This window comes from Nonomuraea marmarensis, assembly GCF_043197025.1.
Classification (GTDB): Bacteria; Actinomycetota; Actinomycetes; order Streptosporangiales; family Streptosporangiaceae; genus Nonomuraea; species Nonomuraea marmarensis.
This window is the reverse complement of sequence record NZ_JBICRM010000003.1, coordinates 326,219-340,703: the sequence shown is the minus strand read 5'-3', so window position 1 is coordinate 340,703 and position 14,485 is coordinate 326,219. Positions and strand designations below refer to the sequence as shown.

At 70.1% G+C, this 14,485-nt stretch carries 14 protein-coding genes; 8 read left to right on the top strand and 6 right to left on the bottom strand.

Going from position 1 to position 14,485, the window contains the following annotated elements:
* The first annotated feature begins 3 nt into the window (after positions 1-3).
* Positions 4-1,554, top strand: a complete 1,551-nt coding sequence (locus tag ACFLIM_RS07010; RefSeq protein ID WP_393163137.1) for a glycerol-3-phosphate dehydrogenase/oxidase — start codon at positions 4-6, stop codon at positions 1,552-1,554.
* Positions 1,555-1,602: 48 nt separating this feature from the next.
* Complete coding sequence (locus ACFLIM_RS07005) at positions 1,603-2,106, top strand: hypothetical protein (protein WP_393163135.1); 504 nt, start codon at positions 1,603-1,605, stop codon at positions 2,104-2,106.
* Positions 2,107-2,249: 143 nt separating this feature from the next.
* On the opposite strand, the gene ACFLIM_RS07000 is transcribed toward ACFLIM_RS07005, so the two are convergent.
* The 4 genes from ACFLIM_RS07000 to ACFLIM_RS06985 are packed head-to-tail and all read right to left on the bottom strand — an operon-like array spanning position 2,250 to position 5,818.
* Positions 2,250-3,659 (bottom strand): NAD-dependent malic enzyme, encoded by a 1,410-nt coding sequence (locus ACFLIM_RS07000; RefSeq protein WP_393163133.1) that lies wholly within the window; start codon positions 3,657-3,659, stop codon positions 2,250-2,252.
* Positions 3,660-3,714: 55 nt separating this feature from the next.
* Entirely contained in the window at positions 3,715-4,344 is a 630-nt protein-coding gene (locus ACFLIM_RS06995) for a cytidylate kinase-like family protein (protein WP_393163131.1), read from the bottom strand.
* Between the two features lie 9 nt (positions 4,345-4,353).
* Complete coding sequence (locus ACFLIM_RS06990; RefSeq protein WP_393163129.1) at positions 4,354-5,289, bottom strand: tetratricopeptide repeat protein; 936 nt, start codon at positions 5,287-5,289, stop codon at positions 4,354-4,356.
* Entirely contained in the window at positions 5,273-5,818 is a 546-nt protein-coding gene (locus tag ACFLIM_RS06985) for a MarR family winged helix-turn-helix transcriptional regulator (protein ID WP_393163302.1), read from the bottom strand. Before ACFLIM_RS06985 ends, ACFLIM_RS06990 begins: the two co-directional genes overlap by 17 nt.
* A 236-nt stretch (positions 5,819-6,054) precedes the next feature.
* On the opposite strand from ACFLIM_RS06985, the gene ACFLIM_RS06980 reads away from it, so the two are divergent.
* The 3 genes from ACFLIM_RS06980 (at position 6,055) to ACFLIM_RS06970 (ending at position 8,769) form a co-directional block, all read left to right on the top strand.
* Entirely contained in the window at positions 6,055-7,755 is a 1,701-nt protein-coding gene (locus ACFLIM_RS06980; RefSeq protein ID WP_393163127.1) for a hypothetical protein, read from the top strand.
* A 28-nt stretch (positions 7,756-7,783) separates the two neighbouring features.
* Positions 7,784-8,455 (top strand): DUF4230 domain-containing protein, encoded by a 672-nt coding sequence (locus ACFLIM_RS06975; RefSeq protein ID WP_393163125.1) that lies wholly within the window; start codon positions 7,784-7,786, stop codon positions 8,453-8,455.
* A gap of 161 nt (positions 8,456-8,616) precedes the next feature.
* Complete coding sequence (locus ACFLIM_RS06970; protein ID WP_393163123.1) at positions 8,617-8,769, top strand: hypothetical protein; 153 nt, start codon at positions 8,617-8,619, stop codon at positions 8,767-8,769.
* Between the two features lie 298 nt (positions 8,770-9,067).
* Here the strand turns inward: ACFLIM_RS06970 and ACFLIM_RS06965 are convergent, their stop codons facing one another.
* Positions 9,068-10,255 (bottom strand): acetyl-CoA C-acetyltransferase, encoded by a 1,188-nt coding sequence (locus ACFLIM_RS06965; RefSeq protein WP_393163121.1) that lies wholly within the window; start codon positions 10,253-10,255, stop codon positions 9,068-9,070.
* 85 nt (positions 10,256-10,340) lie between these two features.
* On the opposite strand from ACFLIM_RS06965, the gene mce reads away from it, so the two are divergent.
* From mce to ACFLIM_RS06950, 3 genes are all read left to right on the top strand, one after another.
* Positions 10,341-10,763: a methylmalonyl-CoA epimerase gene (gene mce, locus ACFLIM_RS06960; protein WP_393163300.1), complete on the top strand. Its 423-nt coding sequence runs from the start codon at positions 10,341-10,343 to the stop codon at positions 10,761-10,763.
* A 194-nt stretch (positions 10,764-10,957) separates the two neighbouring features.
* Positions 10,958-12,253 (top strand): DivIVA domain-containing protein, encoded by a 1,296-nt coding sequence (locus ACFLIM_RS06955; protein WP_393163119.1) that lies wholly within the window; start codon positions 10,958-10,960, stop codon positions 12,251-12,253.
* Positions 12,254-12,387: 134 nt separating this feature from the next.
* Positions 12,388-13,581: an AI-2E family transporter gene (locus ACFLIM_RS06950; protein WP_393163117.1), complete on the top strand. Its 1,194-nt coding sequence runs from the start codon at positions 12,388-12,390 to the stop codon at positions 13,579-13,581.
* A gap of 2 nt (positions 13,582-13,583) precedes the next feature.
* Here ACFLIM_RS06950 and ACFLIM_RS06945 read toward each other — a convergent pair whose 3' ends face one another.
* Positions 13,584-14,372 carry an alpha/beta fold hydrolase gene (locus ACFLIM_RS06945; RefSeq protein ID WP_393163115.1) on the bottom strand — a complete coding sequence of 263 codons (789 nt, stop codon included), beginning with the start codon at positions 14,370-14,372 and terminating at the stop codon, positions 13,584-13,586.
* Positions 14,373-14,485: the final 113 nt, after the last annotated feature.

Sequence of the window (14,485 nt, the reverse complement as noted above, 5' to 3'; positions counted from 1 at the left end):
GCGATGACGACCGCGATCGGGACCGACCGTGCGGAACTACGCGCGGAGTTGTCCGGCTCCACCTATGACCTGCTCGTGATCGGCGGTGGCATCCTGGGCACGTCGGTGACCTGGATGGCCGCGCAGGCCGGGCTGCGGGTGGCGATGGTGGACGCGGGCGACTTCGCCGGCGCCACGTCCAGCGCCTCCTCCAAGCTCGTCCACGGCGGCCTGCGCTACCTGCAGACCGGCAATGTCAGGCTGGTCGCGGAGAACCACCGCGAGCGCCGCGCACTGGCCGCCGACATCGCGCCGCACCTGGTCAAACCGCTCACCTTCGTGGTGCCGATCTACCGGGGCGGGCCGCACGGGGCCGCCAAGCTCGGTGCGGGCGTGTTCCTGTATTCGGCGTTGTCGGTGTTCGGCGACGGGATGGGCAAGGTGATCACGCCGCACCAGGCCCTGGCCCGGGTGCCCGCGCTGCGCACCGAGGGCCTGCGGGCCGCCGCCGTCTACGGCGACCACCAGATGAACGACAGCCGGGTCGCGGTCATGACCGTGCGCGCGGCGGTGGACGCGGGCGCGATCGTGCTCAACCACGCCGAGGTCGTCGGCCTGCGCAAGACGGGCGGCAGCGTCACGGGCGCCGACCTGCGCGACCGGCTCGACGGTACGGAGTTCGGCGTGTCGGCCCGGCTCGTGCTGAACGCAACCGGGCCCTGGGTGGACCACCTGCGGCGGATGGAGGACCCGGACGCGGCGCCGAGCATCCGGCTGTCCAAGGGCGCGCACCTGGTCATGCGCCGCCACGAGCCGTGGAAGGCGGCCCTGACCACGCCGATCGACAAATACCGCGTGTCGTTCGCCATCCCCTGGGAGGACCACCTGCTGCTGGGCACCACGGACGAGGCGTACGAGGGCGACCCGGCCGGGGTGAGCGCCACCGAGGCCGACATCACGCAGATCCTGGACGAGGCCGGGCACGCCGTACGCGACTCCCAGCTCAGGCGCGAGGACATCACCTACGCCTTCGCCGGGTTGCGGGTGCTGCCGGGCGGGCCGGGCCAGGTGGCGGCGGCCAAGCGGGAGACCGTGCTGACCCGGGGCACGGGCGGCATGTTGTCGGTGGCCGGCGGGAAGTGGACGACTTATCGGCATATCGGCAGGCACGTGTTCGACACGCTCGCCCACCTGCCGGGGCGGCCCCTGGGCGACGACCTGGCCGACATCCTGCCCGCCGTACCACTGCCGGGGCTGGCCAGCCCGGACGCGGTGGCCCTGCGGTTGTGGACCGACCGGGATCCGGGGGCGCGCATGGATCCCCTGGTGGCCCGGCACCTGGCCACCCATTACGGCACGATCGCGTTCGACCTGGCCCGGCTCATCCGCGAGGATCCCGCGCTCGGGGAGCGCATCCACCCGGACGGCCCGGACATCTGGGCCCAGGCCGTCTACGCCCGTGACCACGAGTGGGCGGCCACCGTGGACGACGTCGTACGCCGCCGCACGACGCTCACGGTGCGCGGCCTCGACACGCCCGACGTACGGACCCGCATCGCCGCCCTGCTTACCTGACGCTCACCTGACACTCATCGGGGGAGCTCTCCGGGGAAGGGGGTAGGCATGTGCACTCCGATGAACGAGGCCCTGCTCCGCCACTTCCGCGACCTGCGCGACGGCAACCACGGCCGGGCCGTCACGCGGGAGGACAAGGAACGCCTGTTCTTCACGGCCGTCGAACTCCTGGACCCGGTGGCCCGCACGGCCCTCCACGAGGCCAACACCGACCTGCTGCTGGGCACCGGGGAGGTGGTGGCCAGCGGGATCACCAGGTCGCAGGAGGGCGGGGTCAACGCGATGTGGTCACTGACGTGGCCGGAGCAGCGCGCGAGCGGGGTCCAGCCGATCGCGATCGTGGGGCATTACGGGCGCGACTTCCACCATCCGCATCTGCGGGGGAACACGGTCGGGGACTGGCCCCTGAACGTCTTCGACGCGGCGGACGCGACAGCGCAACTGGACACGCTGCGGGTGATCGCCAGCGCCGACGCCCACAACCTGGTGTTCCAGGAAAGCTACCGCCTCATACCCGCGATCACGGCCGAGGCCCCGGACCAGGCACCGTAACCGCCCACCTGGGATCACCCAGGCGGGCCACTTCGCGCCGTTGCGGTGGCCCGCCCTGTGCGGGTCAGCGGCCGACACCCTGGAGGCGCTGTGCCCCGTGCGGCGGGGTGGCGTGCCGTTGGCTCCGCCGTACCAGATGATGTTCAGGCTTCTGTGAAGCCTCGCGCACGGCCACCGGCGGATTCGCGGACAGCCGCGGCGACAGCCGTAGCGACATCCGGGTGGAAGACGCTTGGGACGATGTAGTTGGGACCTAGCTCCTCCGGCGAGACGACCGCGGCCAGGGCGCCGGCGGCGGCCAGCAGCATCTCCTGCGTCACCCCGTTGGCCTGCGCGTCCAGCAACCCGCGGAAAACCCCGGGGAAGGCCAGCACGTTGTTGATCTGGTTGGGGTAGTCGGAGCGCCCCGTGGCCACCACGGCCGCGTGCTCGCGCGCGTCGTCCGGCGACACCTCGGGCTCCGGGTTGGCCAGCGCGAACACCACCGCGTCCTTGGCCATCGTCGCGATGTCGTCACCCGTCAGGATGCCCGGCGCGGACACTCCCACGAAGACGTCGGCGTCCTTGACCGCCCCGCGCAGATCCCCCGAATAGCCCTCGGCGTTGGTGTGGTCGGCGATCCAGCGCAGCGAGTCGTCGAGGTCGTCGCGCCCCTTGTGCACGGCCCCCAGGTAGTCGCAGACGATCACGTTGCGCGCCCCGGCCGCCAGCAGCAGCCGCAGCACCGCGAAACCGGCGGCCCCCGCCCCGGCCATGGTGATCTTGACGGTCTCGATGTTCTTGTTGACGACCCGCAGCGCGTTCGTCAGCGCCGCCAGCACGCAGATCGCCGTCCCGTGCTGGTCGTCGTGGAAGACCGGGATGTCGAGCAGCTCGCGCAGCCGCCGCTCCACCTCGAAGCAGCGCGGCGCGCCGATGTCCTCCAGGTTGATCCCGCCGAACCCCGGCGCGATCACCTGAACGGTGCGGACGATCTCGTCGACGTCCTGCGTGTCCAGGCAGATCGGCCACGCGTCGATACCCGCGAACCGTTTGAACAGCGCCGCCTTGCCCTCCATCACCGGCAGCGCCGCCTCCGGCCCGATGTTGCCCAGCCCCAGCACAGCCGAGCCGTCGGTGACGACGGCCACCGTGTTGCGCTTGATGGTCAGGCGCCGGGCGTCCTCCTTGTTGCGCGCGATCGCCATCGACACGCGCGCCACGCCCGGGGTGTAGGCCATGGACAGCTCGTCGCGGTTGCGCAGCGGCACCTTCGACCTCATCTCGATCTTGCCGCCGAGATGCATGAGGAACGTCCGGTCGGACACCTTGTGGATGATCACGCCCTCGACGGCCTCGAGCTGGTCGACGATGGCCTGGGCATGATCGGTGTCCCGCGCGGCGCACGTCACGTCGATGCGGAGCTTCTCATGGCCCGCGTTGGTGACGTCGAGGGCGGTCACGACACCGCCCGCCGACTCTACGGCGTGGGTGAGCTGGCTGACGGCCTTGCCGCCTGCGGGCACCTCGAGCCGGACGGTGATGGAGTATGACACACTCGGGACGGTCGCCACGCCAATCGCTCCTTCGGGACTGACCAAGAATGCATCCATGTTAGGGGGCATCCGGTCAATCCAGCGCCTCGGCGGCGGTGGCGATCAGGTCGACGCAGGTCGGCACGGGGATCGTGGTGCTGTCGAGCACCAGATGATACTGGCAGGGATCCGTGGGATCGGCCCGGTAGAAGTGGCGTACGTAGGCCGTCCTGGCGCGGTCATTGTCCTCGATAATCCGGCGGGCCTCGCGCTCGCTCAGCTCCCCGAAGGTGGCCGTCTGCCGGATCCTGCGCGTGATCGGGGCGTCGAGCCTGACGTGCAGCGCGCCCGGGTGGTCGGCCAGCACCACCACCCCCGCCCGGCCCAGGAAGACGCCGCCCTGGGTGCGGGCCATGTCTTTGAGCATGCGTTCGGTACGGCGCACGAACTCCTCGGGCGCGAGCGGCATCGCGCCGGGGACGTACATGTCCACGCCGCCGAACGTGACCGTCGGCAGCCGCATCGCCCCCGACAGCAGCCGGCCGAGGCCGTGCTCCGCCCGGTCGTCGTGGGCCAGCGCCTCCTCCAGCGTGCAGCCCAGCTCCTCGGCGACGGCGCTGGGGATGGCGCGGTCGACGAACGGCACGCCAAGACGCTCGGCCACGGCCGGGCCGATCTGGCTGCCGGCCGTGCCGTACGTCGCCGATATCGTGACGACCCGCATACCACCAGGTTAGAACAGGGCGCTCGCCAAAGCTCTACGTGCCTTGGCCAAAGATGGGTCTTCTGCCGGCAACGCGTCGAACAAACCGAGCAAATGCCGCCTGGCCTTGTCACGATCGTCGCCGGAGGTGCGCTTGACCACGGCGATGACGCGGTCGAACGCCTCGTCGACCCCGCCCGACAACATCTCCAGGTCGGCCGCGAGCAGCTGCGCGTCGATGTCGGCCGGGTCCTGCAGGCGCCGCTGAAGTGCGTCCTGGTCGACGTCGGCCGTGCGCTTGATCAGGCTGACGCCGGCGAGCCCCATCTTGGCGTCCTCGTTGCCCGGCGCGCGGGCCAGCAACCGCTCGTAGGCCGCCATCGCCGCGTCGAGGTCGCCGTTGTCGATGGCCTGCTCGGCCACCAGGATGTCGGGGTCGGCGGGCGGGGCGGCGGGCGCCTCCTGCTCGCCCTCCTCCCCCGGCGGCCGGGCGTCGGGGTTGGCCTGGTAGAACTGCTCGACCGCGCCCATCAGCTCGTCGAGCCAGCGGCGCACCTCCTGCTCGGGCAGCACCTGCTGGAAGCCGGTCACGGCCTGGCCCTGGAAGATCGCCAGCACGGTCGGCACCGCCTGCACGCGCAGCGCCTGGGCGATCTGCGGGCTGGCGTCGACGTTGACCTTGGCCAGCACCGCCCTGCCGCCCAGGTCGCCGACCACCTTCTCCAGCACCGGGCTGAGCTGGGCGCTGCCCGGCGCTCTCGGAGACCAGAGATCGAGGACGACGGGCACGGTCATCGAACGGTCGATGACGTCGGTCGTGAACGTCTCCTCGGTCACATCGACGACCGCGGCCGACGCCGCCTGGGGACCCGCGGCCTCCCGCCGGGTCTGCGCGTCCAGTGCCTGCTTGCGCGCGCCCAGGTCCACCGCTCCGTAGAGTGACCCGGGCCTAGAGAAGTCCGCCATGCTCTTCATCTTGCCGCATGGATGGAACTGCGAAGTCACCCGCCGCCACCCGCAGGGTGCGCAACTGGTCGAACATCTGGTGGAGTTCGTCCTCGGCGTACATCGTCAGGCCGAAATCGGCGGCCATCAGGTCGTGCGTGGCCCGCCGTACGACGTCTCTGCCCGCCTCGGTGATCTCGGCGAGCACGCCCCGGCCGTCGCGGGGATTGGGCAGGCGGCGGACGAACCCGGACTTCTCCAGCCTGTCCACCGTGTTCGTGACGCTGGTGGGGTGGACCATGAGACGTTCGCCGATCTTCGACAGCGGGAGCGCGCCCGTCTTGCTGAAGGTCAACAGGACGAGGCCCTCATATCTGGCGAAGGTCAAGTCATATGGCTTCAGGAGCGAGTCAAGTTGCGACAGCAGGATCTGATGCGCTCTCATGATCGAGGTAACGGCCGCCATGGCGGCTGAGGGCCCGAAGTGGGCGCGCCAGGTCTCCGCGGCGCGGTCGATCGGGTCGAACGGCAGGTTGAGCGGCTTCGGCAGCGACACACGCGCTACGGTAGCGCGCTGGTCGTCCCGGTTCGTCTGATTACTCTGCGCGACAGGCTTCTTCGCTTGACCAAGAATCCGGACGTCAATCATCACGCTCAGTTATGGTTCTCATACGAATGGTGACGGCGAAGCCAAGTCCATCTGCCGTGGGGACCGGCCTGGACTGATCGTTTCCGCCTCACCAAGGGGGCACGGGGGGTGCTTGATGTACATCAACGGGAAAAAGGGTGCGTGAGCACGCGGGCGTTTCACGAGAGGAGCTGAAGCAGAGCGCGGCCGTCACGGTGGCCGTGCTCCTGGCTCTCGGCCTGGTCGCGGCGTGGAATGTCCTGATACCTGGCGTGGACGCCTGGGAGAACATCGTGGCCGCGGTCATCGGCTCGCTCCGGCTGACCGGGCCGGTGGCGGCCGCGTTCGCCGCCTGGGTGGCGCTGCGCAAGCGCAGGGCGCTGCGCGGCCGCTCGCTCACGACGTGGCGGGCGCTCAAGGCGCCGCTGGCGATCGTGGTGGTGGTGCTGGGATCGTTCGGGGCGACGGTGCTGGTGCTGGCGGTCAAGACGGTGCTCACCGACCAGGCCGGCCGGCTGAGCCTGTCGGGGCTGGGCATGGGCATGGCGGGGCTGGCGCTGTACTCGGTGATCGGGTGGGTGGCCGGCTGGGTGGCGCCCAACGCGCTCACGCCGCCCGTCGCGGGGCTGGCCTGCTACGGGGTGTTCTCGTGGCTGGCCGACGACCGCGGGTGGGCCGACAAGCTGGCGCCGGGCACCGGGGAGCCGTACGACCTGTTCCAGGGGTTGAGCGGGGCGCCGTTCTTCGACCAGACGATCTGGCTGCTCGGCATCACGGCGGCGCTGCTGCTCGGCTGGGCGGCGCTGGTGACCAGGCAGGCCCTGGTGCTGGCGTGCGCGCTGCTGGCCGTGCTGGCCGCGGGGATGGGCGTGGCGCGGGTGCTGACCCAGCCGAAGCCGGCCGCGGCCGAGGACATCGCGTACAGCTGCCAGGAGTGGCCGATCACGGTGTGCGTGCACCCGGGGATGCGGGCGGGGCTGACCGAGCTGGGGGCGGCGTTCACGCAGATCGCCTCCCGGCTGGCGGGGACGCCCGCCGCGTTCACGCGGGTGGAGCAGCGGCCGCTCGACGACGAGCTGAAGCCGTCGAGCGGGCTCGCGCCGGTGCACGTTCCCGACCTTTCGGCCGGGTTCGCGGAGGAGGCGGCGTACGAGTACATCGATTCGCTGTCCGCCAGGTGTCCTGGCATGGTCGCTGACGGTTACCGGGAGATCGTGATGGCCTGGCTGCGCGGCGAGCCGCTGCCCGGGGGGCCGATGCCGGAGCACCAGTACGCGGCGTCGTGGTTCTCCGGGTTGAGCGAGCACCAGCGGCGGGAGTGGCTGCGGATGTTCTACAGCGACTTCCAGCGGTGCGGGTTGTCGAGCACGCACTTCGGCGGGGGGCCGGCGCGGGTGCAGGTGGCGCCGTCTGTACGCCCTACGCCGGAGTCGAGCCACGTGTATCCGGTGTATCCGGATCCCAGCGGCACGCCGGCGGAGAATTCGGCACCTGCCACGCCGGAGGTCGGCGTAGCACCGGAAGCGCCCGAGACCAGCTCCGTGCCTGCCACACCCGGGACCGTGCCTGATACGCCCGAAACCGGCACCGTGCCGGACACGCCCGAGAGCGGCTCAGTGCCCGGCACGCCCGAGGCCAGCGCCGTGCCGGACACGCCCGCCACGGGGAGGGCGCCCGGCACGCCCGCCCCCGGACGGACCCCGGCCACGCCGGGGCCGGACCAGGCCCCGACCAGGTCGGCGGCTGACTCGACGTCGGCCGGCTCGGCCTCAGACGGAGCCTCAGACAGGTCGTTGGCCAGATCGGAGACGCACCGGGCCGGTTGGGGACCGAAGATGTCACCAAACGGGTGGCACTGATGATCGACGAGCGGGTAGTCATGCTCCCATGACGACTTCCCATACGACGCTGCCCGAGGTGACCCCCGGGCGGCGGCGCTGGTGGCGATATGTGGCGGGTTTCCTGGTCCTGGCGGTCCTGCTCGTGGTGGGCGGCCGCCTCGCCTGGTCCTGGCTCAACCCGCTCGGCGAGCAGACCGTCGACCGCAGCCAGCCGGTGCTCCTGCAGTCCATCAAGGACCTGAGCAGGTTCGAGGCCGCGACGGGGAACTTCCAGGTGGTCGTGGACCTGGAGAAGGACGCGAACTTCCTGCCCGACGCGATCAAGGGCACCCGCACGCTGTTCGTCGGGGCGGGCGGGGTGGACGCGTACGTGGACTTCTCCGCGATGGCGACGAACGCGGTGACGGTCTCGGAGGACCGCACCCAGGCGACCATACGCCTGCCGCGCGCCCAGCTCGAGAAGCCGAGCCTGGACAACAGCCGCTCGTACGTGTTCGCCCAGCAGCGTGGCCTGTTCGACCGGGTGCACGACTTCCTCTCGGGCTCGCCGGGTGACCAGCGCGAGCTCTACCTGCTGGCCGAGAAGAAGATCAGCGAGGCGGCCGTCGCCAGCGACCTGCGTACCAGGGCCGATGCCAATACGAAGGCGATGTTGTCGGGCATGCTCAAGTCGCTCGGCTTCACGAAGGTCACGGTGAAGTACACCGACGAGCCCTAGAGGTTTCACGGCCGCCTTAGGAGCCCTGTGCACCCTCCTAAGTACCTCCCTAACAACCCTTAGGTCCGGAGATAAGGCATAAGCCCGATGTGGCGGGGAGGGCCTTAGAAGCACTCTAAGAGTGCGGGAGAACAAGGACCATCAAGCACAGGAGCACTCGGATGAACGCCGAACTCGAATACACCGTGATGCAGCACCACGCCTCCGAGCTCCGGCAGGCCGCCGCCGAGCACAGGCGCGTACGGGAGGCCCTGAAGGGACAGCGGTCCGACCGCCGTCACCGCTCGGTCTTCGCCAAGTTCCTGGCCTCATGACCACCCACAAGCAGCCCGGCCGCAACCTCCCTCGCGGCCGGGCTGAACTGCCCCCTTAGGGGCAGGCGCGGAACCGGATTCCTGGCCGGTTGCACAACGCGCAGCGTCACGGAGCCCCGGTCCATTCCTGGTCGGACCGGGGCCTCGCGCTGTCCAGAGTTCGGTCCCCGACAAGCGAAGTCCTCGCACTGGGCGGCGCTCCGCGCGGCTCATGTGCGCATCGCCCGACCGTCACGTGATCTTGATGCGGCGGGGCGATTCTGGCTATCAGCCATGGTTGTCGGGGCCCGTGACCGCCCTAGGGCTTCGGGACGGTGATGAGCAAGGCGTCGCCCTGGCCGCCGCCGCCGCACAGGCCCGCTGCCCCCAGGCCGCCGCCCCTCCGCTTGAGCTCGTACGCCAGCGTCAGCACGATCCTCGCCCCCGACGCCCCGATCGGGTGCCCCAGGGCTATGCCGCCGCCGTTCACGTTTATCTTGTCCAGCGGGATGTCCAGTTCCTTGGCCGACTGCAGGACCACGCTGGCGAATGCCTCGTTGATCTCCACCAGGTCCAGGTCTGCCGCCGTCACGCCCTGCTTCGACATCGCCTGCTTGATGGCGTTCGCCGGTTGCGACTGCAGGGACGCGTCGGGGCCGGCCACGTTGCCGTGCCTGCCGATCTCCGCCAGCCACTCCAGGCCCAGTTCCTCGGCCTTCGACCTCGACATGACCAGCACGGCGCAGGCGCCGTCCGAGATCTGGGAGGCCGAGCCCGCCGTGATCGTCCCGTCCGCCGCGAAGGCCGGGCGCAGCTTGGCCAGCGTCTCCACCGTCGTGTCCCCGCGTACGCCCTCGTCCTCCTTGACCACCACCGGCTCCCCGCGCCGCTGCGGGATCTCCACCGGGACGATCTCTTCCTCGAAGACGCCGTTCTTGACGGCGGCGGCGGCCAGCTGGTGGGAGCGGGCCGACAAGGAGTCCTGCTCCTCGCGGCCGATGCCGAGCCTGGCGTTGTAGCGTTCCGTCGACTCGCCCATCGCGCACTGGTCGAACGCGCAGAACAGGCCGTCGTGGGCCATCGAGTCCACCACTTCCGCGCCGCCGTACTTGACGCCCTTACGCAGGCCGGGCAGCAGGTGGGGGGCGTTGGTCATGGACTCCATGCCGCCGGCCACCACGATGTCGAACTCGCCCGCCCTGATCAGCTGGTCGGCCAGGGCGATGGCGTCCAGGCCCGACAGGCACACCTTGTTGATGGTGACCGAGGGGACGGTCATCGGGATGCCGGCCTTGACGGCGGCCTGGCGGGAGGGGATCTGGCCCGCTCCGGCCTGCAGGACCTGGCCCATGATGACGTACTCGACGGCTTCCGGGGCCACTCCGGCCCGGTCCAGAGCGGCCTTGATGGCCATGCCCCCCAGCTCCACGGCCGGGAGCCCGGACAGGGCGCCCAGGAGCTTGCCTATCGGGGTGCGAGCTCCGGCGACGATGACGGAACTGGACATGACAACGGCCTCCTGTGCTCGCGTCGGGTTGTTTGACACCATACCCACGAGTAGGAGGACGCTCGCTATGGAGGTAGGCCACACAATGTTCATGCGCATCGACCACATCGGGATCGCCTGCCGCGACCTCGAAGCGAAGATCGCCTTCTTCTCCGAGACGTTCGAGCTGACCGTTGTGGCCCGCGAGGTGAACGAGGAGCAGGGCGTCAAGGAGGCGATGCTGCATATCGCCGACGGTGAAGGTGGGGGCTCCTACATTCAGCTGCTAGAGCCTCTCTCGGAGGACTCACCTGTGGGAAAATTCCTGGCTAAGCGGGGCGAGGGCGTCCATCACGTGGCATTCGGGGTGCCCGACGTCGCCGACGCGATGGCTAAGATCAACGAGAAGGGGGTGAGGCTGCTGGACGAGCGTCCCAGACACGGGTCGATGGGCTCGGAGATCGCGTTTCTGCATCCCAAGGATGTAGGAGGAATGCTGACGGAGTTGGTCCAGGCGGCCCGGCCCTAAACAATCGCAAGAAAACGTTCATATGTAACTAGTCACGCAGAAAGTTGGACGGGGCTTCGCAGGTGGCACCAGCGGAGTACGCTTGACCTTCCACCGGACATGGGGCCTGCCGTGAGGCCAGGCTCCTGGTACGGATGCCCCGAACCCCCCGTCCGGCCCGTGTAGCCGTCTCGACAACCCAGGATCGAGCCTCCATGCAGTCCGACATCGACGCCCAGCTCAACAACTTCTTCGAGGACGCCCCAGCACGCGAGTTCGACGTGGTGCTCCGCGGTTATGACCGGCATCAGGTGCACGATCACCTGAAGCAGCTCGACGGAGACCTACGCCAGGCCCGCGAGCAGGTCACCGGCCTGCAGCGCGATCTGTCCGACTCCCAGCGCCAGCTACAGGAGCAGGAGCGTCCCACCTACTCCGGTCTCGGCGCCCGCATCGAGCAACTGCTCCGCCTGGCCGAGGAACAGGCCACCGAGCTCGTACAGGCCGCCAGGTCCGAGGCCAACGAGATCAAGGCCGCGGCCAAGGTCGAGGCCGCCGACCTGCGCGCCGCCGCCGAGGCGGAGGCCGCCGAGAAGCGCGCCCAGGCCACGCGCGAGACCGACGAGATGCGCACCAGCGCGGAGCGGGACGCCGAGGACATCCGTTCGACCGCCCGCCGCGAGGCCGACGAGCTGACCAACACCACGGAGCGCGAGGCCGCCAAGCTGCGCGCCACGGCCGACCACGAGGTCGCGGAGAAGCGGGCCGACGCCGAGCGGGAGATCGCCAAGCTCCGCACCACCACCGAGCGCGAGGTCGCCCAGCTGCGGGCCTCCACCAAGCGCGAGCGCGACGAGGTGCTGACCACCGCCAAGCGGCAGGCCGACGAGATGCGCGCGCAGGCTCAGCGGGTGCTGGAGGAGTCGGAGGCCAAGCGGGCGCAGGACGAGGCCGAGTTCGAGATCCAGCTCGCCTCCCGCCGCGAGGACGCCGAGCGCCAGGAGGCCGAGCGCCACGCCAGCGCGCAGGCCGCCACGCAGAAGCTGGTCGCCGAGGCCGAGCAGCGCGCCGCCACGGCCGAGTCGAGGGCCACGAAGGCGACCCAGCAGGCCGACCAGAGCCGCCGCGAGGCCGACCTGCACGCCAAGCAGCTCGTCGCGAACGCCCGCAAGAGCTCCGAGTCGATCGTGGCCGAGGCCAAGTCGAGCGCCGACACCATAGTGACCGAGGCGAAGAACGACGCCGAGCGCACCCGTACGGCGATGCAGCGTCAGGTCGACGAGCTCACCCGCCAGCGCGACAGCATCACCAGCCACCTGGCCCAGCTGCGCCAGCTGCTCGGTGGCGCGGCCCTGCCCGGCATGGAGCCGGAGCCCGCGGTCGCCGCGGCCCCGCCGAAGCCGGCGCTCGCCGCGCCCGCGCCTGTGGTCGAGGCCCCGGCCCCGGCTACGACGCCCGCCGCCAAGGTCGAGGCCAAGTCCGAGGACGACGCCGAGTGGTGGCAGGAGTAAGCCGCCCGGGACTACACGGGGGCTGAATGACGGCTGGAGAGGGCCTGGCGATCCGATGGTCGCTAGGCTCTCTCTTTGTTGCTGTCGGGCTCGTACGAGCTCGTCGTGGTTTGTCGCCGATCCCGGGAGTCCCCTTGCCCGCAGAAGTCGAGCCCGCCAAGGCCGACCCTCCCAAGGCCGACCCTCCCAAGGCCGACCCTCCCAAGGCCGAGCCCACCGAGGTCGCGCCCGCAGCCGGGCAGGAAACAGCCCAGGACGACACAGCCCAAGACGAGAGCGGTCAGCCGTACGGGCTGCCTGGGAAGCCGCTGGCCCGGGGCCCCTTCCTGTTCGGCCTGGTCGGCGGGCTGGGGGTATTGACGGCGATCGCCATCGCGCAGATGGTCGTCAACTCGTTGAGCACGATCATCCTGGTCGTCGTGGCGATGTTCCTGGCCGTCGGGCTGAACCCGGCCGTCGAAGCCCTGCAGCGCCGCGGCCTGGCCAGGCGGGGCGCCATCTCGATCGTGTTCGCCGGGGTCATCGTGGCGTTCGTGCTGTTCGGGCTGGCCGTGGTGCCGCCGGTCAGCAAGCAGCTCACCGAGTTCGTCGCCGCCGTGCCCGGCTACATCACCGAGCTGAGCAACCATCCGACGCTGCGCCAGCTCGACGCCGACTACCAGATCCTGCCGCAGCTGCGGACGTTCGTGACGAGCACGCTCGGGCCGTCGCTGGCCACCGGGATCATGGGCGCGGGGCTGGTGGTGCTGAACGGCGTGTTCACCACCGTGACGCTGCTGGTGCTCATGCTGTACTTCCTCGGCTCGCTGCACACGATCAAGGACTACCTGCTCAAGCTGGTACCGGCCTCGCGCAGGACGCGCACGAGCGCGATCAGCGAGCAGATCCTCACCGGCATCGGCGGGTACGTCGCGGGCAACGTGCTGATCTCGGTCATCGCCGGCGTGCTGACGTGGATCTTCCTGTCGATCGTGGGTGTCCGGTACGCGCTCGCGCTCGCCCTGGTGGTGGCGCTGACGGACCTGATCCCGCTGGTGGGCGCCACGATCGGGGCGGTGCTCGTGACCGGCGTGGCGCTGCTGCAGTCGGTGCCCGCCGGGATCGCCTGCGCGATCTTCTTCGTGGTCTACCAGCAGGTCGAGAACTACTTCATCTACCCGAGGGTGATGAGACGCTCGGTGGACGTGACGCCCGCCGTGACGGTGATCGCCGCGTTGTTCGGCGGCGCGCTGCTCGGCATCGTCGGCGCCCTGCTGGCCATCCCAGTGGCGGCGGCGATCTCGCTGATCATCCGCGAGATCGTGCTACCCCGGCAGGCCAGCGCCTGAGTTCAGCCCCGTCGCGGACCGCCGAGCTCCGTCCTGAGGAATTCGGTCACCGTCGCGTTGAACGCCTCCGGCTGCTCGACCGCGCTCAGATGACCGGCCTTGGGGATGATCTCCAGCCTGCCCTCGGGCACGGCCCTGGCCATCGCCTCGGCGTCGGCGGGCGGCGACAGCTCGTCCTCCTCCCCCACCACGATCAGCAGCGGCACCTTCAGAGCGCTCAGCGTCCCGAACGAGTCGGGCCGCGCGGCCATCGCCCGCTGCGCCCATGCGACGGCGCCCGGCGGCGCGGACTGCACCAGCCCCTTGACCCGTCCGAACACCATGGCCCGCCGCTCCTTGGTCGTCGGCCCGATGAGCGCCGGGAGCACCTCGCTGACCAGCACCTCGCTGCCGTCGGCCAGTACGGCCTGCGCGATGCGCTCCCTGTTCTCCCGTGCCGGGGGCGGGTCGGGACTGGCCTTGGTGTCGGCCAGGATCACGCCGAGCACCCGGTCGGGGTGCCGACGGCAGAACGCCATGGTGACGTAGCCGCCCATCGACAGCCCGCCGACCACCGCCCTGTCTATGCCCTCCTCGTCGAGCAGCCTGGCGACGTCGTCGGCCATCAGGTCGATTGACGGCTCGTCCTCGCCCAGCCGCGAACCGCCGAAGCCGCGCAGGTCAGGCGTGATGACCCGGCAGGCCTGGGCCAGCCCTTCGCGCTGGGCCAGCCACATGGCCGACGACAGGGGGAACGCGTGAAGCAGCACAACCGGGAGCCCGGTCCCGGCCGATCTCGTGTAGAGCTGCACGGACCACACGGTAACGCGGTTCACGGCGGCAAGCACTCAGTGTCGTATGTCGATATGCCCCGATAAACCCAACCATTTCCCAGGAAATTTCCCTAAATCTCCCTGAAAAGCCT